The sequence below is a fragment of the Micromonospora sp. NPDC007271 genome, from assembly GCF_040634005.1.
In the GTDB taxonomy this organism is placed as follows: Bacteria; Actinomycetota; Actinomycetes; order Mycobacteriales; family Micromonosporaceae; genus Micromonospora.
The window spans coordinates 74,341-100,496 of sequence record NZ_JBEYER010000004.1 but is presented as its reverse complement, the minus strand read 5'-3'; the positions used below and the strand labels follow the sequence as shown (position 1 = coordinate 100,496).

Below are 26,156 nucleotides of genomic sequence, written 5' to 3'. Positions count from 1 at the left end.
GCTCAGGCTATGCCAGCCGTCGCGGGCGTGCGGTGATAACGGTTCGGTTGTCGGGTCTTGTGGTCCGCGCCCGGCTGTCGTAGAAATTCTTCAGCAAGATCTGAAAAAGTGAAGACAAGCAACACGCACACCCCCGTGCCTCGACGCCGCGGCCGCCGTACCCCCACCCTCGGCGGGCCGCCCCGTACCCGAACCGAGGAGATGCGATGAACAGGCGTGACATCCTGCGGCGTACCGCCGCCGCCGGCCTGCTGGCCACCCCCGCCGCCGGTCTGCTGGCCGGCTGCGCCACCTCCGGCGGCGACGACAAGAAGGACGCCGAGACCTACAAGGGCACCAAGAGCGAGCAGAACCCGCTCGGCGTCAAGGAGGACGCCCCGCTCGAGGTGGTGATCTTCAACGGCGGCTTCGGTGAGGAGTACGCCAAGGCCCACGAGGCCATGTACAAGGAGAAGTACCCCAAGGCCGAGATCAAGCACGCGGCCACTCAGGAGATCAACAAGACCCTGCAGCCGCGCTTCGTCGACGGCAACCCGCCGGACGTGGTGAACAACTCCGGCGCCGGGCAGATCGACTTCAACGGCCTGGTCAGCCAGAACGCCATCGCCGACCTGGGTGAGCTGCTCGACGCGCCGAGCCTCGACATCCCCGGCAAGACGGTGCGCGACACGCTGCTGCCCGGCACCGTCGAGGTCGGCTCGTACGACGGGAAGTTCCTCGTCCTCAACTACACGTACACCGCGTACGGCATCTGGTACTCGACCAAGCTCTTCACCGAGCGTAACTGGCAGTACGCGAAGACCTGGGACGAGCACATCGCGCTCTGCAAGCAGATCAAGGCCGCCGGCATCGCCCCGTGGACGTACGCGGGCAAGCACCCCCGTTACATGAGCTGGCCGGTGATCGCCACGGCGATCAAGTTCGGCGGGCCGTCGGTGGCGCTGGCGATCGACAACCTCGAGCCGAACGCGTGGAAGTCCGACGCGATGAAGGCGGCGGCCGACGCGTGGCACCAGATCGTCAAGGACAAGTACATCCTGGACGGCTCGCCGGGCCTGGACCACATCCAGTCGCAGACGGCCTGGTGCCAGGGCAAGGCCGCCTTCATCTCCTGCGGCTCCTGGCTGGAGAACGAGCAGGCGAAGGTCACCCCGGCCGGCTTCAACATGTCCATCGCGCCCACGCCCAGCCTGGGCAGCGGCGACAAGCTGCCGTTCGAGGCGATCCGGGGCACCGCGGGCGAGCCGTTCATGGTCCCGGCCAAGGCCAAGAACGTCGCCGGCGGCCTGGAGTACATGCGGGTGATGCTCTCCAAGAAGGGCGCCCAGGACTTCACCAAGAAGGTCTCCAGCCTGCCCGTTATCGCCGGCGCCACCGAGGGCGTCGAGCTGCCGTTCGGCCTGAGCACCGTGTCGAAGGCGCTGGACGCGTCCGGCTCCAACGGCTTCAACTGGGTCTACAACAACTACTACCGCAAGCTGGAACGCGAGCTCGTGGACGCCGCCTGTGGCGAGTTCTTCAGCGGGCGGATCGGCCCGGACGAGTTCCTCGACCAGTGCCAGAAGGGCGCCGACTCGATCGCCCAGGACAGCTCGATCAAGAAGTACAAGCGGGCCGCCTAGCCCTCTGGTGGGGGTGGGCGCCCCGCCCGCCCCCACCCCGGCCGGTTGAAGAAGGATCCCCTCGTGCGACATGGCAAGTACCCGCTGATCATCACGTTCCTGCTGCCGCCGCTGGCGCTCTACGTCCTGTTCGTGATCTCGCCGTACCTGCAGGCGTTCCAGATCTCGACGACGAACTGGCTGGGCTACTCGGCCAAGGCGGACCCGGTCGGCCTGGCCAACTTCCGGGCCATGCTGCACGACGATCGGGTGTGGAACGCGATCGGCAACAACGCCATCCTGCTCGCCGTGGTGCCGGTGCTGACCATCGGCCTCGGCCTGTTCTTCGCCACCATGCTGTCGATGGGCGGCCGTGGGGACCGGGCCGGGGTGACCGGGGCGCGCGGCAGCGCCTTCTACCGGCTGGTGTACTTCTTCCCGCAGGTGCTCTCGGTGGTGATCATCGCGCTGCTCTGGCGGGAGATCTACCACCCGAACAACGGCCTGCTCAACGGCGCGCTGAGCGCCGTCGGCCTGCCCACGCCGACCTGGCTCGGTGATCCGCGGACCGCCTTCTGGTGCGTGCTGGCGGTGATGGTGTGGAGCAACGTCGGCTTCTACGTGGTGCTCTTCGGCGCCGCGATGTCCGCCATCCCGCGGGACATCTACGAGGCGGTCCTGCTCGACGGCGCGTCCCGTTGGGTCACGCTGCGCCGGATCACCGTGCCGCTGCTCTGGGACACCGTGCAGGTCGCCTGGATCTACCTGGCCATCGCCGCGCTGGACGGCTTCATCCTCGTCCAGCAGATGACGAACGGCGGGCCGAACTTCTCCTCCGACGTCATCGGGCTGCGGATGTACGAGACCGCGTTCGGCAGCGAGAGCAAGTTCGGGTACGCCTCGGCGATCGGCGTGGTGATGTTCTTCCTGACCCTCACGGTGGCGGTGCTGGCGCTGCGGGCCGCCCGACGCGAGAGGATCGAGTTCTCATGACCACGCTGGACAGGCCCGCCGCGACGGGCGCCGAGCCGGGCCGGGCGCGCCGTGACCGCGGGCCGGCCCGCGAGTTGGGCGTGGTGAACGTCGCGTCGCACGCCTTCCTGCTGGTCTGGGGTGCGCTGACCGTGCTGCCGCTGCTGTGGATGTTCCTCAGTTCGTTCAAGAGCGACGGCGAGATCCTCTCCGACCCGTGGGGCCTGCCCGGCGCGCTGCGACTGGAGAACTGGGCCCGGGCGTGGACCGAGGCGCACATCGGCCAGTACTTCCTCAACAGCGCCATCGTGGTGGCCGGTTCGCTCACGCTGACGATGCTGCTCGGCGCGACCGCGGCGTACGTCTTCGCACGCTACGAGTTCCGCGGCCGTCAGCTGGCCTACTACCTGTTCGTCGGCGGCATGATGTTCCCGGTCTTCCTCGCCCTCGTGCCGCTCTTCTTCGTGGTCCGCAACTCCGGCCTGCTCGGCACCTGGACCGGCCTCATGCTGGTGTACGCGGCGTACTCGCTGCCGTTCACGGTCTTCTTCCTGACCGCGTTCTTCCGCACCCTGCCGACCGCGGTCGCGGAGGCGGCCCTGATCGACGGCTGCGGCCACTTCCGGCTCTTCTTCCGGGTGATGCTTCCGATGGCGCGTCCGGGACTGATCAGTGTGGCGATCTTCAACTTCCTCAGTCACTGGAACCAGTTCATCCTGCCGCAGGTGCTCATGCAGGGCGACGACTCGAAGTACGTCCTGGCCCAGGGCCTCACGGCGCTCGCGGTGAGCCAGGGCTACCAGGGCGACTTCAGCGGCCTGTTCGCCGGCCTGACCATCGCCACGCTGCCGGTGCTGGTGGTCTACGTGGCGTTCCAGCGGCAGATCCAGACCGGCCTCACCGCCGGCCAGCTCAAATGAGGTGGCGGTTGCCACAGGCAACGGGGCAGCGCGGCCGAACGCGGCTCCTCTATCGTGGGCCGGCACATCCATCGAATTGACAGGAATCACATGTTCTTTCTCATCTACGCGCTGCTGCTGCTGCTCGGCGGCATCGCGATGGTCGTCACCGGTCTGGCGATCAAAGAGCAGGGCACTCTCGCCCGAGTCCTGAACGTCGTCGTCGGCGTGGCCTTCTTCTGCTACGGCTTCTACCTGACGTTCCTCTTCGAGGGCGGCGAGTACCGGATCTTCATCTACGTCTTCGTGCTGCCGATCCTGCTGATCATCCGGGCGATCAAGGCGCGCAAGCAGGCCCGGGAGGAGGCGGCGGCGCAGCCGGTCGCCGGGCCGGCCCAGCCGGGCCAGTTCGGCTACGGCCAGCCGGCCCCGCAGGGCCAGCCCGGCTACGGCCAGCAGCCGGGCCAGCCGACCGCCTGACGGGGCGCACGCGGCAGGTGGGCCGGTCGACGGTGGTCGGCCGGCCCACCTTCGATTTGACTGGTAGGAAATCTCCTACCTATCGTGGTGGCATGACCGTGACCCACGTGCAACTCGTCTCCGTACCCGTCAGTGACCAGGACCGGGCCCGCGACTTCTACGTCGACCTGCTCGGCTTCGACCTGGTCTGGGACAACCCGATGGGCCCCGGCGGCCGCTGGGTCCAGGTCGCGCCGAAGGGCGCGGCGACCGCATTGACCCTGGTCACCTGGTTTCCGAGCATGCCGCCCGGGTCGCTGAAGGGGCTGGTGTTGGAGACCGACGACCTCGACGGTGACGTGGCCCGGCTGCGCGAACGGGGCGTGGTCTTCGCCGACGACGGCATCCAGACCGCCCCCTGGGGCCGGTACGTCACCTTCGACGACCCGGACGGCAACGGCATCGTGCTCCAGGCGACCCGTGTCTGAGGGGGACGTCTTCGCGGCGCTGGCCAACCCCACCCGGCGGGAGGTGCTCCGGCTCCTGCTGGAGCGGGGTGAGCAGCCGGTGCAGCAGCTCGCGGACCATTTCGACATGCGCCGACCCAGCCTCTCCGAGCACCTGCGGGTGCTCAAGGATGCCGGGCTGGTGACCGAGCAGCCGGTCGGCCGGCAGCGGTTCTACGCGCTGCGGCCCGAGCCGTTGCGCCAGGTGGCCGACTGGCTCGGCCCGTACGAGCGGTTCTGGCGGGCTCGCCTGGCCGACCTGCGGGAGGTGCTGGACGGGCTGCCCGATGAGTGAGCCGGCAGCCATCGCGGTGGACCAGTTCCTGGCCCACCCGCCGGCCAAGGTCTGGCGAGCGCTGACCGATTCTGATCTGCTTGCTCGCTGGCTGATGCCGAACGACTTCCGCCCCGTACCGGGGCACCGATTCACCTTCCGCACCACCCCGCGCCCAGGACAGGGCTTCGACGGCGTGGTCCACTGCGAGGTGCTGGAGCTGGACGAGCCGCGCCGGTTGCGGTGGGCCTGGCGGGGCGGCCAGCTGGACACCGTGGTCACCTGGACGCTGGTGCCCGAGGGGCGCGGCACCCGACTCTTCCTCGAGCACGCCGGCTTCGATCCGGAGGACCCGGTGCAGCGGCGCACCTTCACCCTGCTCGACGGCGGCTGGCGCAGCCACGTCTGGCGCCGCCTGGAGCAGGCGCTCACCCACCTGGCCTGACCCTGGCGCCGCCACCGCAAGCGATTCATCCGGTTCGCGGGGCGCGGGGCGCGGGGCGCGGGGGTCAGGCGGCCGGCGGGACCAGCACGGCGTGCAGGGCGGCCGGGTCGGTGACCTCGGGCAGGTGGCGGGCGGCGAGCCAGGCGGCCGCCGCGGCCCCGTCCCCGGCGCTGTGCAGCGCCGCGTCCGGCCAGCGGCGGGCCAGCTCGGCGCGGACCGCGTCGGCGAGCGGGGTGTCCCCGGTGAGCAGCCCGCCGCCGAGCACGACCGGATCGGCCACTCCGGCCGGGCGGATCCGGGTGACGCTCTCGGCGAGCAGCGCGGCGGCCTCCCGGATGAGCGCCAGGGCGGCCGGTTCGCCTTCCCGGGCCGCGGTCACCACCAGCGGCGCGAGCCGGGCCAGCTCGACCGGGGGGCGCCGGGTGACCACCTGCACCACCGCCTCGGCCGTCGCCCGCGGACGGGCCGCCACCTCCTCGGAGCCGGTCAGCTCGGCGAGCACCCGACGGGCCAGTTCGCCGGGCGGGTCGGCGCGGTCCAGGTCGGACAGCAGCCGGCGGACCGCCTCCCGGCCCAGCCAGAATCCGGAGCCGGCGTCGCCGAGCAGCCAGCCGTGCCCGTCGGCGGTACGGTCCAGGCGCAGGTCGCGGACCTGGGCGGCGATCGCGCCGGTGCCGGCGATGAGCACGGTGCCGTCCGGGGCCGCGGTGCCCGAGGCGTACGCGACCAGGGCGTCGCCGTGCACCGTGTACGGGCAGCGCAGGCCGGCGTCGGCCCAGGCGCGGTCGAAGGCGGCGCGGCCCTGCGGGTCGGCGAGCAGCCGGCCGGCTCCGGCGAGGCCGATGGTGCCGGCGCGTACCCGGGTCGGGTCGACGTCGGCGAGCGCGGCGCGCAGCGCGGCGAGCAGTTCGACGGCGGCCCGTTCGGCGCCGTGACTGGTCGGGTTGCCGCCACCGGCCCGGCCGACGCCGAGGCGTTCGCCGTCGAGGCTGAGGGCGGCGGCGCGGGTGGACGTACCCCCGACGTCGAGGCCGACCACGACGTTGTCGGACATCCGGTGGGCCTCTCTGTGCTCGGGCCTGGTGGCCCTTCATGCTGGCTGGCCCGGCGGGTCGAAGCAAGATCCACGGGCCGGCGGCCGGCTGTGCGCCAGGTAACAGTTTGAAAACTTCGCCCACGGTCTTGACACGGAGGGCCATTCAGTAAGAACTTTTACCACTAACAGTTAACACTCTTTTCCGAAAGGCCTCCCATGGTTGATCACGAGGTGGACACCTCCGCGGGGACCGCGGTGGTCGACGCCGAAGCGGTCGACCGGCGGGGTGCGGCGGTCTCCTCCGACGGCGTGCTGGCCAGGGTCCGGGCCGGGGCGGGGGAGCTGACGGGGGCGCTGCGCCGGGTCGCCGAGCACGTGCTCAGCGACCCGGAGGCGGCGGCCCGGGCCACCATCGTGGAGCTGGCCGAGCGCAGCGGCACCTCACCGGCGACCATCACCCGGTTCTGCCGGGCGATGGGCTTCGAGGGCTACGCCGACCTGCGGCTGGGGATCGCGGCGGAGACCGGCCGGGCCCGCTCCGCCGGCTGGACCGTCGACATCGGCCGGGAGATCCAGCCCAGCGATCCGCTGTCCCGGGTCCTCGACCAGATCATGGCCGCCGACACCCGGGCCATGCACGACACCGCCGCGCTGCTCGATCTCGCGGAGGTGGAGCGGGCCGCGGTGGCCATCGCCGGCGCGAGCCGGGTGAACATCTTCGGCGCCAGCGGCAGCGCTCTGGTCGGCGAGGAGATGCAGTTCAGCCTGCACCGCATCGGGGTGGCCGCCTGGGCCTGGAGCGACGTGCACGAAGGGCTGGCGAGCGCCGCGCTGCTCGGCACCGGCGACGTGGCGCTCGGCATCTCGCACACCGGGCAGACCCGGGAGACCATCGAGCTGCTCGCCGAGGCGGGCAGCCGGGGAGCCACCACCGTCGCGCTGACCGGTTTCCCCCGCTCGCCGCTGGCCGAGCTGGCCGACATCGTGCTGGTCACCGCCAGCCAGGCCACCACCTTCCGGCCCGACGCGCTCTCCGCCCGGCACCCGCAGCTCGTCGTGCTCGACCTGCTCTACATCGCGGTGGCGCAGCGTACCCACGACCGTGCCCACGCGGCCTTCCGGCGTACCGCCCAGGCCGTCGACGGGCACAAGGCCGCGAAGGGGGCCGCGCCATGATCAGTGCCCGACGGTACGCGGAGGCGGTCCGGCCGGTGCTCGACCGGGTGGTCGACACCCAGACCGACGCGGTCGACCGGGCGGCCGACCTGATCGCCGCCGGGCTGCGCGCCGGCGGGGTGCTCCAGGCCTTCGGCGCCGGCCACTCGGCGGCGTTCGCGGCCGAGCTGGTGGCTCGGGCCGGCGGCCTGGTCCCCACCAACCGACTCTCCCTGCACGATCTCGTGCTGCACGGCGACGCGCCCCGCGACGTGCTCGCCGACCCGAAGCTGGAACGCGACCCGGCGGTGGCGCAGCAGCTCTACGCCCTCGCGGCACCGCAGCCCGAGGACGTGTTCGTGGTCGCCTCCCAGTCCGGCATCAACGGCTCGGTGGTCGAGTTGGCGGCGCTGGTCCGGGAACACGGCCACCCGCTGATCGCGGTCACCTCGGTCGAGCACACCGCCCGGGTCGCCCCTCGGCACCCGTCCGGGCACCGGCTCGCCGACCTCGCCGACGTCGTGCTGGACAACGGCGCGCCGTACGGCGACGCACTGCTGCCGCTCGAGGGCGGCGGCGCGGTCTGTGCGGTTTCGTCGGTCACCGCGGCGCTGCTGGCGCAGCTGCTGACCGCCGAGGTCGTACGACGGTTCCACCAGGCCGGGGAGGTACCCCCTATCTACCTCTCCGCCAACGTCCCCGGTGGGGACGAGCACAACCTCGCCCTCGAGTCGCGGTACGCCGGGCGCCTCCGGCGCACCGCCTGACCCGACACCACAAGGAGAGACGAAGATGTCGGTTACTCCCGAGAACCTCGGCGATCTCAGCCGCCGGACCCTGCTGCGGCGGGCCGCCGCGGCCGGCCTGCTCGCCACCCCGGCGATGGGCCTGCTCAGCGCCTGCGCCGGCAGCGAGCCGGGCAAGTCCGACGACTCCGGCGGCGCGAAGAGCAAGGACAACCCGTTCGGTGTCAAGGACGGCAGCGCGGTCAAGGTGGTCATCTTCAACGGTGGCCTCGGTGACCAGTGGGCGAAGGAGGACAAGGTCGTCTTCAACGCCAAGCACCCGAACATCACGGTCAACATGAGCTCCACCCAGAAGATCAAGACCGAAGAGCAGCCGAAGATGGCGACGCAGCCGAGCGACCTGGTCATGAACTCGGGTGCGGACATGATGGACCGCAGCACGCTGATCAACGAGGGCGCCATCGAGCCGCTCGACGACCTGCTCACCGCCCCCGCCTGGGACGGCGAGGGCACGGTGGCCGACACGCTGCTGCCCGGCACGGTCAACGACGGCAGCCAGAACGGAAAGTTCTACGTCGTGAACGTGGCGTTCACGGTCTGGGGCAACTGGTACAACGCCGCGCTGTTCAAGAAGGAGGGTTGGCAGGCGCCGACGACCTGGGAGGAGTTCTTCGCGCTCGCCCCCAAGATCAAGGCGAAGGGCATGGCGCCGTACGTCCACGACGCGGTCCACGGCTACTACCCCCGCTGGGCGCTCATGGCGAGCATCTGGAAGACCGCGGGCAAGCAGGTCATCATCGACATCGACAACCTCAAGGACAACGCCTGGAAGGCCGACGGGGTGCTCAAGGCGCTGGAGCCGTGGGAGAAGCTGGTCAAGGACAAGCTGCTCCTGCCGGGCAAGCTCGACCACACCCAGTCGCAGCAGGCGTGGCTCGACGGCAAGGCGGCGTTCATCCAGGTCGGCACCTGGCTGAAGAACGAGATGGCGGCGACCATCCCGCCGGGGTTCGAGATGACCCTCTCCGACTACTGGTCCAACTCGGACGACAAGGCACCGAAGGACGTCTTCGCCGCCTCCGGCGAGGGCTTCGTCGTGCCGAGCAAGGCCCCCAACAAGGCGGCCGCCAAGGAGTTCCTGCGGGCGATCCTGTCGAAGGAGGGCTCGGCCAAGTTCGCCGAGCTGACAAAGTCGCTGGCCTCCACCAAGGGCTCCGGCGACAACGTGCAGGACTCGGCGCTCTCCAGCGCCAACGAGCTGATGAAGAACGGCGGCAGCGAGCTCATCTCGGTCAAGTTCCAGGACTTCTACGCCGACCTGGACAAGGAGAGCCAGAACCTGTCCGAGGAGCTGATGGCCGGCCGCCTCACCGCTCAGCAGTTCGTCGACAAGATGCAGGCGGCCGCCGACAAGGTCGCCAAGGACTCGTCGATCAAGAAGCAGACCCGCACCGCCTGATCCGATCGAGAGAGTGGTTCTCATGCGGCACGGAGTCGCACGTTTCGTCACGGGCTTCCTGGCCCTGCCCGTCGCGCTGTACCTGTTCTACGTGGTGTGGCCGTTCGCGCAGGCGGCGGGATACTCGCTGACCGACTGGGGTGGGTACTCGGATTCCCAGCGCTTCGTCGGGCTGGAGAACTACGTCCGGCTGTTCTCCGACGAGCTGATCAGGAAGGCGTTCTGGCACAACGTCTTCTTCCTGGTCACCGTGCCGCTGTTCACCATCGCGCTGGCCCTGTTCCTCGCGTTCCTGCTCAACGTGGGCGGACGCGAGGACAGGGCCGGCATCCGCGGGGTGTTCGGCTCCTCGGTGTACAAAATCATCTTCTTCTTCCCGCAGGTGCTGTCGCTGGTGGTCATCGCCGTGATGTGGCAGCAGATCTACCGGACCGACGGCCAGGGTCTGATCAACGGGATGCTGATCAAGATCGGGCTGGTCGACCCGGACAATCCGATTGCGTTCACCGCCGATCCGGAGCCCTTCCTCGGCGTACCGGCGGTGCTGTGGTGGCTGCTGCTCATCGCGGTGTGGAGCGGGGCCGGCTTCTACATGGTGCTCTTCTCCGCGGCGATGCAGTCGATCCCGAAGGACATCTACGAGGCGGCCATCCTCGACGGGGCGAGCAGGTTGCACACCTTCTTCCGGATCACCCTGCCGCTGCTGCGGGACACCATCTCGGTCGCCTGGGTCTACCTGGGCTTCATCGCGCTGGACATGTACGCCCTGGTCTTCGTCATGACGCCGAGCCAGGGCGGCCCGAACCACGCCAGCGAGATCTTCGCGTCGGTGCTCAACTTCACCGCGTTCCAGAAGGGCCAGTTCGGCTACGCCTGCGCGATGGGTGTCGCGCTGGCCGTCTTCACGATTCTGCTCGCCGCGCTGCAGCTGAGGATCACCCGTCGTGAACGTATCGAGTTCTGAAGGAGGCGCGACGATGAGCACGGCGACGCACGGCCTCAGCCAGGCCGACCAGGCCCGGCCGTCCCGCCCGGCACCCGTACGGCGGGGGGAGGCCCACCGCGCCGGGGTGGGCGCCAAGATCTTCAACGGCTTCTCCCACCTGTTCCTGGTGGTCTGGGCCCTGATGGTGATCTACCCGCTGCTGTGGGTGGTGATGTCGGCCCTCAAGGGCGACTCGGAGGTCATCCGCGAGCCGCTCTCCCTGATCCCGAGCGAGCTGCACTGGGACAACTTCGCCCGCGCGTGGACCGACGGGCACCTCGGGTCGTTCTTCCTCAACGCGGTGCTGGTGCTGGCCGGCAGCGTCACCCTGACCATGCTGCTCGGCTCGATGGCCGCCTACGCACTGGCCCGCTACGAGTTCCCCGGGAACCGGCTGATCTACTACATGTTCCTCTCCGGCCTCACCCTGCCGATCTACCTGGCCGCGGTGCCGCTGTTCAAGGGCGTCTACAACCTGGGGATCAGCTTCCCGCTGCTCGGCCCGAACAAGCACCTCATGCTGATCCTGGTCTACGTGGCCTGGTCGCTGGCCTTCACGGTCTTCTTCATGCACTCGTTCTTCCGGACGCTGCCCGACTCGATCGCCGAGGCGGCCATGGTCGACGGGGCCTCGCACACCCGGACCTTCTTCAGCGTGATGCTGCCGATGGCCAAGCCCGGCCTGATCAGCATCGGCATCTTCAACGTGCTCGGCCAGTGGAACCAGTGGTACCTGCCGACCCTGCTCATGCAGTCGCTCAGCGGCGAGCCGAAGAACCAGGTGATCTCCCAGGGGCTGATCGAGCTGTCGGTCAATCAGGGCTACAAGTCCGACTGGTCCGGTCTGTTCGCCGGCGTCACCATGGCCATGCTGCCGGTACTGATCGTGTACATCGTCTTCCAACGCCAGGTCCAGTCCGGCCTCACCGCCGGAGTCGGCAAGTAACCCCCGCCGCCGGCTCCGCGGTTAGGAAGGGCCCCTTCTTATGCATTAGGCGTTAACAAGGGGCCCCTCCTTCCGTCGGGAGTGTCGGAGGGGCGAGGCAGAATCGCGTTCGTGCTGGTGGCGGTGGTGTCGGACGAGCGGGGCGGGGGCGTGCTGCAAACCCTCGACCCGGCCGGCCGGCCCGCCGGCCCGCCCGAGCCGGTCGCCGACCTGGCCGCCGCGGTGGCCGCCCGGGAGGCCGCCGAGCACCCCCGCTGGGTCTGGGCCACCGGCGCTCCGCTCTACCCGGCGCTGCTGCGCGCCGGCGTACGGCTCGACCGCTGCCACGACGTCGAGCTCACCGAGGCGCTGCTACTGGGGTACGCGGGCCGCTGGGGCGAGCCCCGCTCGCTCGCCGCCGCCTGGGCCCGGCTGACCGGCGCGCCGGTGCCGCCGGACCCGGCACCCCGCCCGCCGGAGCCGCCCGGCCACGGCCAGGGCGCGCTCTTCGACGCGCCGTCCGGCCCGCCCGGTCCGGGCATCGAGGCGTTGACCCAGGTGTACGCGGACCAGCTCACCCGGATCGCGGTGACCGCCCACCCCGGCCGGTTCCGGCTGCTGGTCGCCGCCGAGTCGGCCGGCGCACTGATCGCCGCCGAGATGGGCGCGGCGGGCCTGCCGTGGCGGGCCGACGTGCACGACGAGATCCTCGCCGAGCTGCTCGGTGAGGCGTCCCCGCTCGGCGGGCCGCCGCGCCGGCTGGCCGAGTTGGCCGCCCGGATCGCCGAGGCGTTCGGCGTACGCCAGTTGCACGCCGACTCTCCGGCCGAGCTGCTGAAGGCGTTCGCCCGGGCCGGCGTGGAGTTGCCGAACACCCGGGCCTGGGCGCTGCGCGGGGTGGAGCATCCCGCGGTGCCGCTGGTCCTGGAATACAAGGAGCTCTACCGGATCTGGACGGCGCACGGCTGGGCCTGGCGGGACGCCTGGGTCTCCGGCGGCCGGTTCCATCCGGAGTACGTGCCGGGTGGGGTGGTCTCCGGCCGCTGGGCCACCCGCGGCGGCGGGGCGCTGCAGATCCCGAAGGTGATCCGGCGGGCGGTGGTGGCCGATCCCGGCTGGACGTTCGTGGTGGCCGACGCGGGGCAGCTCGAACCGCGGGTGCTCGCCGCGGTCTCCGGGGACGAGCGGCTGGCCGCCGCCGGCGGCAGCGGCGACCTGTACGCCGCGCTGGCGCGGGACGCCTTCGGTGGTGACCGGGCCCGCGCCAAGGTGGCCCTGCTCGGTGCGATGTACGGGCAGACCGGCGGCGCGGCGGTGCCCGCCCTCGCCGTGCTCAAGCGGAACTACCCGACGGCGTTCGGGTACGTGGAGGCGGCGGCCCGCACCGGTGAGGCGGGCGGGCTGGTGCGGTCGTGGCTGGGGCGGACCTGCCCGCCGGGGTCGGTGGGCCTCGGCGGTGGGGAGGAGGCGGATCCGGACGCCGGGGCGGATCCGCAGAGCCCACGGGTCCGGGCGGCCCGCTCCCGCGGCCGGTTCACCCGCAACTTCGTCATCCAGGCCACCGCCGCCGAGTGGGCCTCCACGCTGTTGGCCACGCTCCGGCCGGCTCTCGCGGGCACCGGGGCCGAGCTGGTCTTCTTCCAGCACGACGAGGTGATCGCGCACTGCCCGGCCGAGCGGGCCGAGGCCGTCGTGGCGGCGGTGACCGCCGCGGGCGCCCAGGCCACCCGGCTGCTCTTCGGCGACACCCCGGTCCGCTTCCCGCTCGACCTGTCCACCGTCGACTGCTACGCCGACGCGGCATAGTCCCACAAATTCCCGTTTTGCCCCGCTACCCGTTCGTGGGGGCGCTCGTTGGTCCGGTGTGCGTACGACGGGACGGACCGGATGCTGCAGCGCCGGCCCGTCCCCCTGGCCGAGGGGGCTCAGCTGAACCGGATCGCAGGAATGATCATCGCCGCTGGTGGGGGCCGCCGCATCGGCGGACCTGAGGCGTTGCTGCACCAGGGGGAGAAGCCTCTGATCAGCCGGATGATCGACACGATGGGCGAGGCGGGCTGCGAGCAGGTCGTGGTCGTGCTGGGCGCGGCGGCCGACCAGGTTCGGGAGACAACGAACCTGGCCGGGGCCACCGTGGTGGTCAACCGGGCGTGGGGGACCGGGGTGGGCTCGTCGATCCGGGCCGGTCTGGCCGCGTTGACCGACGAGGGGATCGAGGCGGTCGTCGTGGTGCCCGTCGACATGCCCGGGCTCACCGCCGCCGCGATCCGGCGGGTGGCCGCCCTGCCGTACCCGGACGTGCTGGTCTGCGCCACCTACGACGGGCTGCGCGGCTACCCGATGCTCTTCGGCCGCCGGCACTGGTCGGGTATCGCCACCCTGGCCAGCGCGGACGTCGGCGCCCGGCCGTACCTGCTGGCGCACAAGGACCAGATCGTCGACATCGCCTGCGACGCGGTTGCCGACGGCAGCCGGATCGACAGCCCCGAGCTGATGGCCCTCTACGGCCTCTCCATTCCGGAGCAGCGGGTCGGCGTCTGAGGCTGGGGACCTGAGTATCCGTACGGATGCGACGGACCGGGCAGCGGCAATACTCATTCCCATGCGTCGACTCGCCACCGCCCTGCTGTGCCTGGCCGCGCTCGTCGGCTGCGCCGTGCCGGGCACCGCGCCCAGTTCCAGCGAGGACACCGGCTGGGGGACCTTCCAGGCCGATGTCACCGCCGTACGGCTCAGCGACGATCCGCGCTCGCTCGTGCTGACCGTGGCGCTGCTCGGTGACGCCGAGGGTTGCTCCCGCGATCCGCGCGTCGAGTACTTCGTCGAGGAGAGCAACCGCATCTACGCCAACGTGGTGCAGGACTCGCGCCTGTCGGGGGTGGTCGGCGCCTGCCCCACCCACACGCCCGGCGAGGTGACACTGACCGCGCCCGGGCCGATCGACGGCCGGCTCGTCGTGCTCAACCAGGAGCCGTGGAAACGCGACGGCGCGGGCTACCGGCGCTGCGACCCGACGTTCGGCTGCGACCCGATGCCGGCGGACCACTGTGCCCGTGCCTGGATCGACGTCGCGGTGCGGGGCATGGACGTGTCCCGGCACTCCGTCGGCTCGCCGGAGGGCTGCGACGGCACCTGGCTGGTCATGACGGTGCCGTTCGATCCGATGCCGTGCGGCGTCGAGGCGCGGCCCGGCTGCACCCCGTCGGTCAACGTGCGCCGCTACTTCCTCCGGTGGTCCGGTGAGCAGGGGTGGGCCACGATCGCCGGCTCGACGGAGGCCGGCTGCGGGAAGGTCCTCACCGTGGAGCCGGCCTTCCCGAGGAAGCTCTGCGCCGACCTGCCCAGGCCGTGATGCCAGGCCGTGACCGCCGGCCCGCTCCGCGTTCTTCTCGCTGGGTTGTCTACGGTAGCGTCCCGTGCGCTCGAGGATCATCCGTCGATGTCGCCGGAGATCGCGTATCACCCCGAGAAGGGGCGGGCGGATGTCACGCCAGGTCCAGGAAGGATGACTTTCCACCCGGCAACTGGCATCCTGGAGTCCCGACGGCTGCTTCGAAAGGGGCGCGGTGGCCAGGGGTCGTACGATCAATGACTGGTACCTCGGTCGCGGCTCCTCCTCTCTGGATGACGGGACCGACGAGGACGTTCCCGATCGCGGGCCCGACGCGTGGCTGAATCGGGCCGTGGCCGGACCCGACCGTTCTGCGGTACCGCCGGTCATCAAATCCAAGCCTCCCGCACGGCGACGAGGCAAGGCGGAGGCGCCCCCGGCGTCGTCAGCCATTCGTCACGCACCGAAGCCATCGGTCCGTGAGCTCGAGAGCGAGATTGCCGCCATTCTGCATTCGCGGACGCAGGGATCCGTGCAGAAGATCCTTCACCGCAAGGGCGACGGCTGGGCTCGACTGACGCCAAAGGAGATTTCCCTCGCGGTACGCCGGGTGCAGTCCCAGCTCCGGCGCGTGCCGAAGCCCCGCAAGGAGGTAGTGGCTGCTGCGGCACCCAGACCTGTCGAGGTACGCCCTCCCATCGAGGAAATCCGCCGAGCGGTTCTTGATATTCATGTCCGTCGACCCTTGTGGGCCACCTGGGAGATCTCGCGTCACCTCCGTGACCTGGGCTGGTCGAACGTGTCGACCGACCTGGTGAGAAGCATTCTGCCGCCGCCCGGTATGCGCATACCAGGTACCGAGAGCCCGGCTGTCAAGCGGCGCCGGGCCAGGACCAAGAAAGAGTGGATCGGTCCGAAAACCCGGAGAGCACTACAGCAAGCGGCTTCGGACCGTAAGGCCAAAGCCGACGCGGCTCCGCCACCCGTGAAGCACCAAGCACCACCCGAGATCGCCGCACGAGCGGCGGAGTTCTGTCCCTCGTGCGGCGTGCGGATCTCGGTGCTCGGGTCGTGCCGCTGCTCGTGAATGTCGTTCTGCTGTGAACATCCCACCACCACCGCCGGCATCGCCCGTGCACCCCTCGAACGTTGGCAGCTGAGCAAGTCGACACGCCGGGGCGAGAACAGCTGAGCTGCCACGGATCACCGTCCCGTTGCCTGCAGGCCGAGGCGGGCGGCCAGGCCGTCCACCAGCGCCGCCAGGGCGGACGGCGCGGGTCGCCGGGTGACCAGGAAGAGGGTGAAGCGACCCGGTACCGGCGCTGCCGAGATCTGCTCGTCCGGGGCCGCGTAGGCGAGGGCGAGCCCGCGCGGCAGGACGACTGGGCAGCCGAGCAGCCGGCCCATCCGTAGCGCGGTCTCGCCCGTGGCCGCCGGCCTGCCTCCTCGCTCGTGCTGATCGCCGCGCTGGCCGCCCTCGGCGGGTTCGCCATGCCGCTCGGCATCGCCGCCCTCAACCGCCTGATCACCACCCGCACCGCAGGGGCGGAACGGCGTGCCGCCTTCGCCGCGGAGAGCCTCGTGCACGACGGGGCCGTCTCGGTCGGGCTGCTCGCCGGCGGGGCCGTCATCGGCCTGGCCGGCGCCGGTCCCACGCTCGTCGTCGCGGGTGCCGCCCAGGTCGCCGTCGGACTCCTCGCCGGTCCCTGGCTGCTTCCGGTCGCCTCCGGTCGACCAACCGGCCGCGCATCGAGACCGGAAGCGGCTGGGCCGTCGAAGATGGAGGCATGCGAGCCGCGTACATCGAGCACACCGGGTCCGCCGCCGACATCCGGTACGGCGGCCTGCCGGCACCTCGACCGGGTCCCACCGACGTCCTGGTCGACGTCATCGCCACCACCGTGAACCACGTCGACACGTTCGTGCGCTCCGGGGCGTTCCCCACGCCGCTGCCGTTCCCGTTCGTGGTCGGCCGCGATCTGGTCGGCCGGGTCGCCGAAGCGGGTCCCGGTGCCGCCGGCTTTCGCTCCGGCGACCTGGTGTGGTGCAACAGCCTGGGCTACGACGGCCGGCAGGGCGCCGCCGCCGAGCAGGCCGTCGTGCCGGTGGACCGGCTCTACCGGCTACCGGCCGAGGTCGAGCCGGAGACCGCGGTGACCGTGCTGCACCCGGCGGCGACGGCCTACCTGGCCCTGTTCGTCCACGGTCGGCTGCGGCTGGGAGAGACCGTGGTGGTGGCGGGCGGTGCCGGCAACGTCGGCGCGGCGCTCGTGGCGTTCGCCGCGGCGGCCGGCGCCCGCGTCGTGGCCACCGCGTCGGCCGGCGACGCCGAGTTCTGCCGGCGGACCGGGGCCGCCGAGGTGCTCGACCATCGGGACCCCGACCTGATCGACCGGCTGAGGTCGGCCTGCCCGGACGGCATCGCCGTGTACCTCGACACGGCGGGACGCAACGAGCTCGAGCCGGTCATCGATCTGCTGGCGCGTCGCGGGCGGATCGTGTTGCTCGCCGGCGCCGGTGCCCGGCCGGTGCTGCCGGTCGGGCCGCTCTACGTGAACGACCGCACTGTGACCGGCTTTGTCATCTCCCACGCCACCACCGCGGAACTGGCGGAGGCCGCCGGCGCGGTGAACCGGATGCTCGCCGCCGGACGCCTGGCCCCGCGCGAGGTCGTGCCGCTGGCGCTGGCACAGGTCGCCGAGGCGCACCGCATGATCGAGCAGGGCGAGCTTCGGGGACGGCGTGCCGTGATCACCCCATAGCGGCGGGATCAGCTGGCCACGGACGTTTACCCGGCCAGCGTGCCGGCGGTTGCCGGCGTGGCCGGGTTCGCCGTGCTCCCGCCGGTCGTCGGGTACACGCTCACCGCCCGGGGCGTCGGGTTCGCCGCCCGGCTGCTGGCCGGCCGAGCGGCCAAGACCATCCGTGTGGGTCGGTTGGGCCTGCCCATCGCTGACAAACCGTGACTCGCGTACGGCGAGTCAGCACTGTCTGTCAGATCCCCTCCACGATCCCGGGAGGCAGCAGGGATGACTTTGCTCTGCAGCCATCCACGCAGCGGTTACTCCGCGTCGACCGATGCGTCGGTGGCTGCAGAGCAAAGGGGGGTGGGGGAGAGGGGCGGCGGATCGGGCGGTGTGGGCAACATCGATGGTCAGCGAGCCGGTGATGTCGACGGCCCCTCGCGAGATGAGTCGAGCCGGGTCACGCGGAGTGAAGGTGCCCCAGTGGGCTGTCGGGCTGGATCGCTAGTTACCTACTGTGATGGTCGGTCGGGTGCCCGGCACCCGACGGGGCGGTTCAGGACAGGTGGAACAGCTTCGCCGCGTTGCCCCAGCACACGGCCCGCAGCCAGTCGTCGCCGAGGTCGAGCCGGGCCAGCCCGGTGAGCTGCTCCGCGTACGGGTGGGGGATGTTCGGGAAGTCGCTGCCGAGCAGCACCTTGCCGGCCAGTCCCAGCTCGCGCAACCGGGGCAGTTCGGCCGCCGGGAACGGGTCGAACCGGTCGAAGAACGAGGTGAAGGCCATGGTGGTGTCCAGCCGGACCCGCTCGTGGCGCTCGGCCAGCTCGAGGAACGCCGCATAGTCGGGGGCGCCCAGGTGCGCAACGATCGCGTTCAGCCGGGGGTGCCGGGCCAGCAGCGCGGCGAACGGCGCCGGCCCGGTGTGGACAGTGCCGGCCGGCGCGTGGCCGGCATGCACCACCACCGGCACACCCGCGTCGGCCAGCAGCCCCCAGACCTCGCCCAGCAGCGGATCGGTGGGTGGGAAGCCGCCCACCTGGATGTGCACCTTGAACACCCGCGCCCCGGCGTGCAGGGCCTCGCCGACGTACCGGACGGCCCCGGGCTCCGGGAAGAACGTCGCCGAGGGGAGACAGCCGGGGGTGCGCGCGGCGAAATCCAGCGTCCACTGGTTCAGCGACTCGGCCATCCCGGGCCGGTGCGGGTACGCCAACGCGCTGAACGCGCGGACCCCGAGCCGGCGCAGGTGGGCCACCCGCTGCGCGTCGTCCCACCGGTACCGGATCGGCCACTCTGTGCCGACCAGTGGGCCGGCCGCGTCGAAGTACGCCCACACCCGTCGCAGCAGCCGGGGCGGCAGGAAATGGGTGTGCACGTCGGCCAGCCCGGGCAGCCCCAGCCGCCGCCAGAAGCCGGGCACCGCCTCGTCCTCGGCCGGCGACAGTGCCCAACCGGCCGACGCATCGGATGGGGCCGTCACACCCCGTTGTTGAACCGCTGAAGCACCGACGGCGCGACCAGCCCCACCGCGGCGAGCACCGCGAGGACGGTCATCGCCGTGCGCAGCACGACCGTCTCGGCCTTGCTGCCGGTGCGCAGCGCGATGCTGTTGGGCACTCCGATCATCGTCCACATCCGCCGTTTGATCGGGATCGGCCAGAGGATCGGCACCCCCGCCCGGGTGATCATGTCGCCGAGGACGTGGACGATGCAGCCCACCCCGACGGCGGTGCCGATGAGCGGGTAGCCCCGGTCGCCGGGGAGGTTGGCGAAGGTGAACCAGGCGGCGGCCGCCGAGACGAGGGTGACCACCACCCAGCCGGCCCGCTCGGCCCACTTGTCGAAGAGCCCGCGCAGCGCCAGCCCGATCATGAAGAAGAGGATGCTGACCACGGCCCACTTGCCGTAGTGGGCGCAGAGGGCGGTGGTGCCCCAGCCGACCAGGGCCGCGAACGGGACGGTGTGGGTCAGCGTCCGGTGCCCGTTGTTGCGGCGCGGGTCCTTGCTCAGCTTGGTGGCGTAGTAGACGCCGAGTGAGACCTTCTCCATCACCTCGGCGAGGAAGAGGCTGACCACGCCGAAGGTGCGCGCGACGGTGGCGCCGCCCTGGTTGCGGGTCACCTTGCCGGAGAGGTCGAGGTCGGGGAAGAGCGCCCCGCCCGCGCAGACCGCGGTGCCCACCGCCAGCGCCAGCGGCGTCTGATGGTAGTCGGCGAACTGGTCCAACGCCCAGGAGCCGGTCAGCCACACCGCCGCGCCGGACAGCGCGTGGGACGGTCCCATCATCTCGACTCGCCCTCCCCAGAGATCTTGATCGACAAACTACGTCACTCTAGTCAGGCCGTCGGGTCGAGGGGATCACCCGGACGGTCCACTGGGGAGACAGCCGGAATCGGGCCGCCTGACCACCGGGCGGCCCCGGGCCTCAGCTCGCGGCGCCGGTGAGCAGGTTTCCGTCGGGGATGGTGATGGCGGCCCGGCCATCGGCCAGCTGGGCGGCGGCCCGGCGGGCCTGGAAGGCGCCGTGTTCCCGGCGGGCGCGGGCGTAGCTGCCGGCGGTGCGGGCGGCGACGGTGGCCCAGCCGTACCGCCGGGTGACCATGGTGCGGGCGCGGCGAGCGACCCGGCGGGCGAAGACCTCGTCGCCGAGGAGTTGGTCCACCGCGCCGGCCAGGGCGTCCGGGTCGCTGTGCGGAAAGGTCACCCCGGTGATCCCGGGCTCGACGATCTCGGCGAGCCCGCCGGTGTGTGCCACGGCGAGCGGCGCCCCGGCGGCCGCCGCCTCCAGGGCGATCATGCCGAACGGTTCGTAGAGGCTGGGGACGACGGTCGCGTCGGTCGCGGCGAGGACCGCCGGCAGTTGCGTGGCGTCCATGAAGCCGGCGAACCGGACGGTGTCGCCGAGGTGCAGCCGCCGGGCCTGGTCGACCAGTTCCTCCTGGTACGGCCCGTCCCCGGCGATCACCACGCGCAGTCCGGGGTGCCGGTCCCGCAGGTACGGCACGGCGTGCACCAGGTGCTGCACACCCTTCTCGTAGACCAGCCGACCCGCGTACCCGACGAGGGGGCCGTCCCCGGCGAAGCGGGCGCGGGCGGCGGCGACCGCGCGGGGGCGGGGCTGCCAGGCCCGGTCGTCCACCCCGTTGGGAACCACGTCGACGCGTGCGGTGGGCACGTCGAACAGCCGGGCCACCTGCTCGCGCATGTAGCCGGAGCAGGCGATCACCCGGGTGGAGGCGTTGCTGAGCCAGTGTTCGACGCCGTGGATGGTGCGGTTCATCTCCGCGGGCAGCCAGCCCTGGTGCCGGCCGGCCTCGGTGGCGTGGATGGTGGTGACCAGTGGCCGGGCGAGGTGCTCGGCCAGGGTGACCGCGGTGTGCGCGACCAGCCAGTCGTGGGCGTGGATCACGTCGTACCCGGCGGCCTCGGCGGCCCGCAGCGCGGCCCGGGTGAGGGTGTGGTTGAACGCCATCGTCCAGGCCAGCAGGGAGTCCGTGGTGAGGGGGAAGCGCACCGGGTCCTCGGCGGCCCGCAGGATCCGTACCCCGTCGGCGTACTCCTCCAGGGGCGCCCCCTCGGCGTGCCGGGTGACGACGGTGACCTCGTGGCCGGCGGCGGCCAGGGCGACGGAGAGGGCGTGCACGTGGCGGCCGAGGCCACCGACGAGCACGGGCGGGTATTCCCAGGAGAGCATCAGCACCCGCTGGTGCCGGGCGGGCTGGATGTCGATCACGTCGGCGTCGGCTGACATGCGGCCCCCTCTGAGTTGTGGCTCCCGTCCCCAGGCGGGGACCGGCACCGCGCCGGGTGCCGGTCGTCGCGCCGGGATCGCTGCCCATCCTGCCGAGTGGTCGATAACCAGCGGAGACGTGGTGATTGCCGGGGTGTAACAGCCGCCCGTCAGCGGGCCCGGCGTACGCGCAGCAGCTCGGCGACCGACCACGCCTGGAAGGGGCAGCCGGTGGCGGCGTGCGGGGCGAGGCCGTCGGCCGTCTCGCTCACCGAACCCAGGCCGAACTCCACCAGATGCGCCTCAAGCCCCACCAACAGGTCATCGGTGGGCAACCCGGCCCGGCGGTACGCGTCGACGAACGGCCCGATCAGCCACGGCCAGACGGTGCCCTGGTGGTAGGCGGCGTCCCGCTCGGCCGGCCCGCCCCGGTGCCGGCCCACGAAGCCGGGGCAGTCCGGGGCGAGGCTGCGCGGCCCGAGCGGGGTCAACAGGCCCTCGGCGACCCGGCGCAGCGCCACCTCGTCCGGTTCCAGCGGGGCGTACGGCAGCGACCAGGCGAGCAGCTGGTTGGGGCGGAGCAGGTCGTCGTCGTGCCGCGGGGTGCCACCGAGGGGGTACGCCGGGGCGGGCGCGTCCACCACGTCGTGCAGCCACCCCGCCGGCGCCGGGAACCGTTCCCGGAACGCGGTGGCCGCCCGGGTGTGCAGCCCCCACAGCGCGGTGGCGTCCCGGCCGACCAGCTCGGTCAGCTCAGCGAGCCCGGCCAGCCCGTTGACCCAGAGCGCGTTCACCTCCACCGGCTTGCCGGTACGCGGGGTCACCGGCACGCCGTGCACCCGGGCGTCCATCCAGGTGAGCGCGGTGCCCGGGGTGCCGCCCTGGGCGATCAGCCCGTCGGCCGGGTCGACCCGGATGCCGTACCGGGTCCCGGCCAGGTGCGCCTGCACCACGGCGTGCAGCGCGGGCAGCAGCTCGTCGGCGAGGTCGGTGTCGCCGGTGAGCGTGACGTGCCGGCTGACCGCGTGCAGGAACCACAGCGTCGCGTCGACGGTGTTGTACTCCACCCGCCCGGTGTCGGCGGTGTTGGCCAGCATCCCCTCCGACAGCGTCGCCGCGTACGCGCGCAGCAGCTCGCGCCCCTCGTCGGCGCGGTTGGTGCACAGGAACAGCCCCTCGTAGGAGGTCATGGTGTCCCGCGACCAGGCGCCGAACCACGGGTAGCCGGCCACCACGTCCGGTCCGGCGCCGGTGCGGACCACGAACGCGTCGGCGGCCAGGGCCAGGGTGGTCGCCACCGGGTCGGCCGGTCTCGCCGCGGCCACCACCGCCCGGTTGCGGCGCCGGGCCGCCTCGACCAGCACGGTCGCCGGCGGCGGCTCCTCGGCCAGGTCGCCGGCCCAGGCCAGCACCGACACCGTGGCGCCCGGCTCGTCGAGCGCGCCGGAGAACCCGCCCGCGTACCAGAGGTCCTCGTCCGGGTTGAGGCCGCGCGCCGCCTCCTCGCGGTGGTGCACGCCCAGCCACCACTGCCCCTCGGGCACCCAGTCCGGCCCGGCGAGCCGGAACGCGCCCTCGACGACCGCGCCGTCTGCCGTCGGCTCCAGGCGTGGGGCCGGCCCGTCCGCACGGCGCTCGCCGTGCGCGTCGCGCCAGGTGCAGGTCGCCGCCAGGTCCAGCCGGACCGGCCCGCCGGAGATCAGCCGGTGCACCACCGCGACGCAGGACCGGCCGTACGCCATGGCGATCTCCCGCTCGATCACCACCTCGCCGATCCGCCACCGCCAGCGCGGCACCCCGTCGGCCAGGTCGAAGCGCTCCAGCAGTTCGTAGCCGCGCGGGTCGACCACGCCCGAGGCCCACTCGTGGGCGCCGAGCCGGATCCGCGCGCCGGAGGGCAGGGTCAGCGCCGGGTCGAGGCTGACCAGTCCCACCCGGCGGGACGCGGCGGTCTCCCCGGCCACCACGAGCAGCCCGTGGTAGCGGCGGGTGCGCAGCCCACTGACCGTGCCCATGGCGTAGCCACCCAGGCCGTCGGTGACCAGCCACTCCCTGGTCGAGGAGGCGGACAGCTCCCCGCAGACCTGCGGGCCGAAACGAATGTCGATCAACTTTCCTCCACCGGCGGCGAGGTGTGACGCGCCACGACGACAATGGCCGCTGTGGAGATGTACCCCGGCGGCGTCGAAGATGTGCAGGTGATCGCTGACCGCCCGACCTCCGCGGCCCCTGACCCCGAGCGGCACCGGCTGGCCCAGGCCGACGCCGGGGCGCAGGACTGGCGCGCATGGGGTCCCTATCTGTCCGAACGGGCATGGGGGACGGTACGGGAGGATTACAGCGAACACGGTACGGCGTGGGACTACTTCCCCCACGATCACGCGCGGTCCCGAGCCTACCGGTGGAACGAGGACGGCATGGCCGGCGTCTGCGACGACCGGCAGACGTTCTGCTTCGCCCTGGCGCTGTGGAACGGGCGGGACCCGATCCTCAAGGAGCGGATGTTCGGCCTCGGCGGCGACGGCGGCAACCACGGGGAGGACGTCAAGGAGTACTGGTGGTACGAGGACTCCACCCCCACCCACTCGTACATGCGCTGGCGCTACCACTACCCGCAGGCCGCCTTCCCGTACGACGAGCTGGTCGCGGTGAACGCGCTGCGCGGCCGGGAGGACACCGAGTACGAGCTGGTCGACACCGGGATCTTCGACGACGACCGGTACTGGGCGGTGACCGTCGACTACGCCAAGGCGTCCCCGACCGACCTGTGCGTCCTGGTGACGGTCGCCAACCGGGGCGACCGGGACGAGACCCTGCACGTGCTGCCCACCCTGTGGTTCCGCAACACCTGGGCGTGGGGGCTGCCGGGCGGCGACCGGGTGCCGCGGCTGGTCGGCGAGGGTTCGCGGCTGGTCGGCGAGCACTGGGTGCTCGGGCAGCTGCTGCTGGAGGGCGACGGGGAGCCCACGCCACTGCTGTGCGACAACGACTCCAACGCCGAGCGGCTGTGGGGGCTGCCCGGGCGGTCGCCGTACCCGAAGGACGGGATCAACGACCATGTGGTGGCCGGCGCGGCCACGGTCAACCCGGACCGGGAGGGCACCAAGGGGGCGCTGCACTACGTGCTGGAGGTGCCGGCCGGCGGGCAGCGACAGATCCGGCTGCGGCTGACCCGGACCGCCCCGCCGCCGGCGAGCGCGCCGCCGCCCCCGGCCGACCTCGGCGACGACTTCGACAGCGTGCTCTGGGCGCGGCGCGCCGAGGCCAACCACTTCTTCGACGGGGTCATCCCGGCCGGTGCGAGCGCCGACGAGGCCCTGGTGGCCCGGCAGGCCATCGCCGGGCTGATGTGGGGCAAGCAGTTCTACCACTTCGACGTCAAGCGGTGGCTGGAGGGCGACCCGGGCTCCACGCCGCCCCCCGCCGGGCGCCGGCACGGGCGCAACAGCCACTGGTGGCACATGACCAGCTTCGACGTGATCTCCATGCCCGACCCCTGGGAGTATCCCTGGTACGCGGCCTGGGACCTGGCCTTCCACTGCGTGACCATCGCCCGGGTCGACCCCGGCTTCGCCAAGGAACAGCTGCTGCTCCTGCTGCGCGAGTGGTATCTGCACCCCAACGGGCAGATCCCGGCGTACGAGTGGGCGTTCGGGGACGTCAACCCGCCGGTGCACGCCTGGGCCGCGCTGAAGGTCTTCGAGATCGACGGCTCCCGGGACCACGAGTTCCTCGCCCGGGTGATGCACAAGCTGCTGCTCAACTTCACCTGGTGGGTCAACCGGAAGGACACCGGCGGCAACAACGTCTTCGAGGGCGGCTTCCTCGGGCTGGACAACGTCGGCCCGTTCGACCGCTCGGCCGCGCTGCCGGTCGCCGGGGTGCTCGAGCAGTCCGACGGCACCGGCTGGATGGCCATGTACGCGCTGAACCTGCTCGACATGGCGATCGTCCTCGCCGAGCACGACCGGGCGTACGTGGACGTCGCCACGAAGTTCTTCGAGCACTTCACGTACATCGCCGCCGCCGCGTACGACCAGGGGCTCTGGGACGACGAGGACGGCTTCTTCTACGACGTGCTGCGGCTGACCGACGGCACGAAGGTGCCGCTGAAGGTCCGCTCGGTGGTGGGGCTGCTGCCGCTCGCGGCGACCACCCGGCTCACCGCGCGTACCCTGCACCGGCTGCCCGAGCTGGGCGCCCGGCTGCGCTGGTTCCTCACCAACCGCCCCGAGTACGCCGACGTGATCGGTGCCCGCCGGATCGGCCCGGACGGCCGCCAGCAGCGGCTGCTGTCCATGGTCGGGCCCGAGGAGGTGGTCCGGCTGCTCGCCCGGATGCTCGACACCGACGAGTTCCTCTCCGAGTACGGCCTGCGTACGCTCTCCCGCGCCCACCTGGACAAGCCGTTCACCGTGACCCTCGGCGGGCAGGAGTTCAGCGTCGGCTACGAGCCGGCCGAGTCGACCAGCGGGCTGTTCGGCGGCAACTCCAACTGGCGCGGCCCAATCTGGCTGCCGACCAACTTCCTGCTGATCAGCGCGTTGCGCGACTACGCCGCCTTCTTCGGCGACGACCTGCAGGTGGAGTACCCGACCCGCGCCGGCCGGAAGCGGACCCTCGACGAGATCGCCGACGACCTGTCCGCGCGGCTGATCTCGCTGTTCACCCGGGACGGCTGGGGCCGGCGGCCCATCTACGGCGCCTGCCAGCTCTTCCAGACCCACCCCGACTGGCGGGACCTGATCGCCTTCCCCGAGTACTTCCACGGCGACAACGGCGCCGGGCTCGGGGCGTGGCACCAGACCGGGTGGACCGCGCTGGTCGCCGACCTGATCCTCACCCTGCGCCGCTGACCTCCCGCCCTTTCGGGTGGCCGCCGCGTTAAC

General features: G+C 71.7%; 23 protein-coding genes and 1 pseudogene. 19 read left to right on the top strand and 5 right to left on the bottom strand.

Going from position 1 to position 26,156, the window contains the following annotated elements; genetic code table 11:
* The first annotated feature begins 206 nt into the window (after positions 1-206).
* From ngcE (ABZ570_RS03050) to ABZ570_RS03020, 7 genes are all read left to right on the top strand, one after another.
* Positions 207-1,622, top strand: a complete 1,416-nt coding sequence (gene ngcE, locus ABZ570_RS03050) for an N-acetylglucosamine/diacetylchitobiose ABC transporter substrate-binding protein (RefSeq protein ID WP_358056143.1) — start codon at positions 207-209, stop codon at positions 1,620-1,622.
* A gap of 63 nt (positions 1,623-1,685) precedes the next feature.
* Positions 1,686-2,594, top strand: coding sequence for a sugar ABC transporter permease (locus ABZ570_RS03045; protein ID WP_358056141.1), 909 nt, complete (start codon positions 1,686-1,688; stop codon positions 2,592-2,594).
* On the top strand, positions 2,591-3,493 hold the full coding sequence (locus ABZ570_RS03040) for a carbohydrate ABC transporter permease (RefSeq protein ID WP_358056139.1): 903 nt from the start codon (positions 2,591-2,593) through the stop codon (positions 3,491-3,493). Before ABZ570_RS03045 ends, ABZ570_RS03040 begins: the two co-directional genes overlap by 4 nt.
* 90 nt (positions 3,494-3,583) lie before the next feature.
* Positions 3,584-3,952, top strand: coding sequence for a hypothetical protein (locus ABZ570_RS03035; protein WP_358056137.1), 369 nt, complete (start codon positions 3,584-3,586; stop codon positions 3,950-3,952).
* 92 nt (positions 3,953-4,044) lie between these two features.
* Complete coding sequence (locus tag ABZ570_RS03030; protein ID WP_358056135.1) at positions 4,045-4,419, top strand: glyoxalase superfamily protein; 375 nt, start codon at positions 4,045-4,047, stop codon at positions 4,417-4,419.
* Positions 4,412-4,732 carry a metalloregulator ArsR/SmtB family transcription factor gene (locus ABZ570_RS03025; protein WP_358056133.1) on the top strand — a complete coding sequence of 107 codons (321 nt, stop codon included), beginning with the start codon at positions 4,412-4,414 and terminating at the stop codon, positions 4,730-4,732. The genes ABZ570_RS03030 and ABZ570_RS03025 overlap by 8 nt, the downstream gene beginning before the upstream one ends.
* Positions 4,725-5,156, top strand: a complete 432-nt coding sequence (locus ABZ570_RS03020; protein ID WP_358056131.1) for an SRPBCC domain-containing protein — start codon at positions 4,725-4,727, stop codon at positions 5,154-5,156. Before ABZ570_RS03025 ends, ABZ570_RS03020 begins: the two co-directional genes overlap by 8 nt.
* Before the next feature lie 64 nt (positions 5,157-5,220).
* Here the strand turns inward: ABZ570_RS03020 and ABZ570_RS03015 are convergent, their stop codons facing one another.
* On the bottom strand, positions 5,221-6,210 hold the full coding sequence (locus tag ABZ570_RS03015; RefSeq protein ID WP_358056129.1) for a BadF/BadG/BcrA/BcrD ATPase family protein: 990 nt from the start codon (positions 6,208-6,210) through the stop codon (positions 5,221-5,223).
* 198 nt (positions 6,211-6,408) lie between these two features.
* On the opposite strand from ABZ570_RS03015, the gene ABZ570_RS03010 reads away from it, so the two are divergent.
* The 11 genes and pseudogenes from ABZ570_RS03010 (at position 6,409) to ABZ570_RS02960 (ending at position 17,759) form a co-directional block, all read left to right on the top strand.
* Positions 6,409-7,368 carry a MurR/RpiR family transcriptional regulator gene (locus ABZ570_RS03010; protein WP_358056127.1) on the top strand — a complete coding sequence of 320 codons (960 nt, stop codon included), beginning with the start codon at positions 6,409-6,411 and terminating at the stop codon, positions 7,366-7,368.
* Positions 7,365-8,114, top strand: coding sequence for an SIS domain-containing protein (locus ABZ570_RS03005; RefSeq protein WP_358056125.1), 750 nt, complete (start codon positions 7,365-7,367; stop codon positions 8,112-8,114). The genes ABZ570_RS03010 and ABZ570_RS03005 overlap by 4 nt, the downstream gene beginning before the upstream one ends.
* 25 nt (positions 8,115-8,139) lie before the next feature.
* The gene (gene ngcE / locus ABZ570_RS03000) at positions 8,140-9,552 is read left to right on the top strand and encodes an N-acetylglucosamine/diacetylchitobiose ABC transporter substrate-binding protein (RefSeq protein WP_358056123.1); all 1,413 of its coding nucleotides are present in this window, start codon (positions 8,140-8,142) and stop codon (positions 9,550-9,552) included.
* Between the two features lie 22 nt (positions 9,553-9,574).
* Positions 9,575-10,516: a sugar ABC transporter permease gene (locus ABZ570_RS02995; RefSeq protein WP_358056121.1), complete on the top strand. Its 942-nt coding sequence runs from the start codon at positions 9,575-9,577 to the stop codon at positions 10,514-10,516.
* A 163-nt stretch (positions 10,517-10,679) separates the two neighbouring features.
* On the top strand, positions 10,680-11,483 hold the full coding sequence (locus ABZ570_RS02990) for a carbohydrate ABC transporter permease (protein ID WP_358056212.1): 804 nt from the start codon (positions 10,680-10,682) through the stop codon (positions 11,481-11,483).
* 81 nt (positions 11,484-11,564) lie between these two features.
* Positions 11,565-13,268 (top strand): bifunctional 3'-5' exonuclease/DNA polymerase, encoded by a 1,704-nt coding sequence (locus ABZ570_RS02985; RefSeq protein WP_358056119.1) that lies wholly within the window; start codon positions 11,565-11,567, stop codon positions 13,266-13,268.
* A 141-nt stretch (positions 13,269-13,409) separates the two neighbouring features.
* Entirely contained in the window at positions 13,410-14,003 is a 594-nt protein-coding gene (locus ABZ570_RS02980) for a nucleotidyltransferase family protein (protein ID WP_358056210.1), read from the top strand.
* Positions 14,004-14,064: 61 nt separating this feature from the next.
* The gene (locus ABZ570_RS02975; protein ID WP_358056117.1) at positions 14,065-14,814 is read left to right on the top strand and encodes a hypothetical protein; all 750 of its coding nucleotides are present in this window, start codon (positions 14,065-14,067) and stop codon (positions 14,812-14,814) included.
* Between the two features lie 1,425 nt (positions 14,815-16,239).
* Positions 16,240-16,440 (top strand): annotated as a pseudogene (locus ABZ570_RS02970) (MFS transporter); the annotation flags it as partial.
* Between the two features lie 140 nt (positions 16,441-16,580).
* Entirely contained in the window at positions 16,581-17,555 is a 975-nt protein-coding gene (locus tag ABZ570_RS02965; protein ID WP_358056115.1) for a zinc-binding dehydrogenase, read from the top strand.
* A gap of 39 nt (positions 17,556-17,594) precedes the next feature.
* Positions 17,595-17,759 carry a hypothetical protein gene (locus ABZ570_RS02960; RefSeq protein ID WP_358056113.1) on the top strand — a complete coding sequence of 55 codons (165 nt, stop codon included), beginning with the start codon at positions 17,595-17,597 and terminating at the stop codon, positions 17,757-17,759.
* A gap of 334 nt (positions 17,760-18,093) precedes the next feature.
* On the opposite strand, the gene ABZ570_RS02955 is transcribed toward ABZ570_RS02960, so the two are convergent.
* From ABZ570_RS02955 to ABZ570_RS02940, 4 genes are all read right to left on the bottom strand, one after another.
* Positions 18,094-18,981, bottom strand: coding sequence for an amidohydrolase family protein (locus tag ABZ570_RS02955; RefSeq protein ID WP_358056208.1), 888 nt, complete (start codon positions 18,979-18,981; stop codon positions 18,094-18,096).
* 32 nt (positions 18,982-19,013) lie between these two features.
* Positions 19,014-19,823, bottom strand: a complete 810-nt coding sequence (locus ABZ570_RS02950; protein ID WP_358056111.1) for a metal-dependent hydrolase — start codon at positions 19,821-19,823, stop codon at positions 19,014-19,016.
* 139 nt (positions 19,824-19,962) lie between these two features.
* Positions 19,963-21,288 carry a glycosyltransferase family 4 protein gene (locus ABZ570_RS02945; protein WP_358056109.1) on the bottom strand — a complete coding sequence of 442 codons (1,326 nt, stop codon included), beginning with the start codon at positions 21,286-21,288 and terminating at the stop codon, positions 19,963-19,965.
* Between the two features lie 149 nt (positions 21,289-21,437).
* Positions 21,438-23,378: an amylo-alpha-1,6-glucosidase gene (locus ABZ570_RS02940; RefSeq protein WP_358056107.1), complete on the bottom strand. Its 1,941-nt coding sequence runs from the start codon at positions 23,376-23,378 to the stop codon at positions 21,438-21,440.
* Between the two features lie 42 nt (positions 23,379-23,420).
* Here ABZ570_RS02940 and ABZ570_RS02935 point away from each other — a divergent pair, with 42 nt between their 5' ends.
* Positions 23,421-26,123 carry a glucosidase gene (locus ABZ570_RS02935; RefSeq protein ID WP_358056105.1) on the top strand — a complete coding sequence of 901 codons (2,703 nt, stop codon included), beginning with the start codon at positions 23,421-23,423 and terminating at the stop codon, positions 26,121-26,123.
* The last annotated feature ends 33 nt before the right edge of the window (positions 26,124-26,156 follow it).

Coding starts and splice junctions, on each gene's coding strand:
- ngcE (WP_358056143.1), top strand. CDS start 207: ATGAACAGGCGTGACATCCTGCGGCGTACCGCCGCCGCCGGCCTGCTG.
- ABZ570_RS03040 (WP_358056139.1), top strand. CDS start 2,591: ATGACCACGCTGGACAGGCCCGCCGCGACGGGCGCCGAGCCGGGCCGG.
- ABZ570_RS03035 (WP_358056137.1), top strand. CDS start 3,584: ATGTTCTTTCTCATCTACGCGCTGCTGCTGCTGCTCGGCGGCATCGCG.
- ABZ570_RS03030 (WP_358056135.1), top strand. CDS start 4,045: ATGACCGTGACCCACGTGCAACTCGTCTCCGTACCCGTCAGTGACCAG.
- ABZ570_RS03020 (WP_358056131.1), top strand. CDS start 4,725: ATGAGTGAGCCGGCAGCCATCGCGGTGGACCAGTTCCTGGCCCACCCG.
- ABZ570_RS03015 (WP_358056129.1), bottom strand. CDS start 6,210: ATGTCCGACAACGTCGTGGTCGGCCTCGACGTCGGGGGTACGTCCACC.
- ABZ570_RS03010 (WP_358056127.1), top strand. CDS start 6,409: ATGGTTGATCACGAGGTGGACACCTCCGCGGGGACCGCGGTGGTCGAC.
- ABZ570_RS03005 (WP_358056125.1), top strand. CDS start 7,365: ATGATCAGTGCCCGACGGTACGCGGAGGCGGTCCGGCCGGTGCTCGAC.
- ngcE (WP_358056123.1), top strand. CDS start 8,140: ATGTCGGTTACTCCCGAGAACCTCGGCGATCTCAGCCGCCGGACCCTG.
- ABZ570_RS02995 (WP_358056121.1), top strand. CDS start 9,575: ATGCGGCACGGAGTCGCACGTTTCGTCACGGGCTTCCTGGCCCTGCCC.
- ABZ570_RS02990 (WP_358056212.1), top strand. CDS start 10,680: ATGGTGATCTACCCGCTGCTGTGGGTGGTGATGTCGGCCCTCAAGGGC.
- ABZ570_RS02980 (WP_358056210.1), top strand. CDS start 13,410: ATGATCATCGCCGCTGGTGGGGGCCGCCGCATCGGCGGACCTGAGGCG.
- ABZ570_RS02975 (WP_358056117.1), top strand. CDS start 14,065: ATGCGTCGACTCGCCACCGCCCTGCTGTGCCTGGCCGCGCTCGTCGGC.
- ABZ570_RS02965 (WP_358056115.1), top strand. CDS start 16,581: ATGCGAGCCGCGTACATCGAGCACACCGGGTCCGCCGCCGACATCCGG.
- ABZ570_RS02950 (WP_358056111.1), bottom strand. CDS start 19,823: ATGATGGGACCGTCCCACGCGCTGTCCGGCGCGGCGGTGTGGCTGACC.
- ABZ570_RS02945 (WP_358056109.1), bottom strand. CDS start 21,288: ATGTCAGCCGACGCCGACGTGATCGACATCCAGCCCGCCCGGCACCAG.
- ABZ570_RS02935 (WP_358056105.1), top strand. CDS start 23,421: ATGGCCGCTGTGGAGATGTACCCCGGCGGCGTCGAAGATGTGCAGGTG.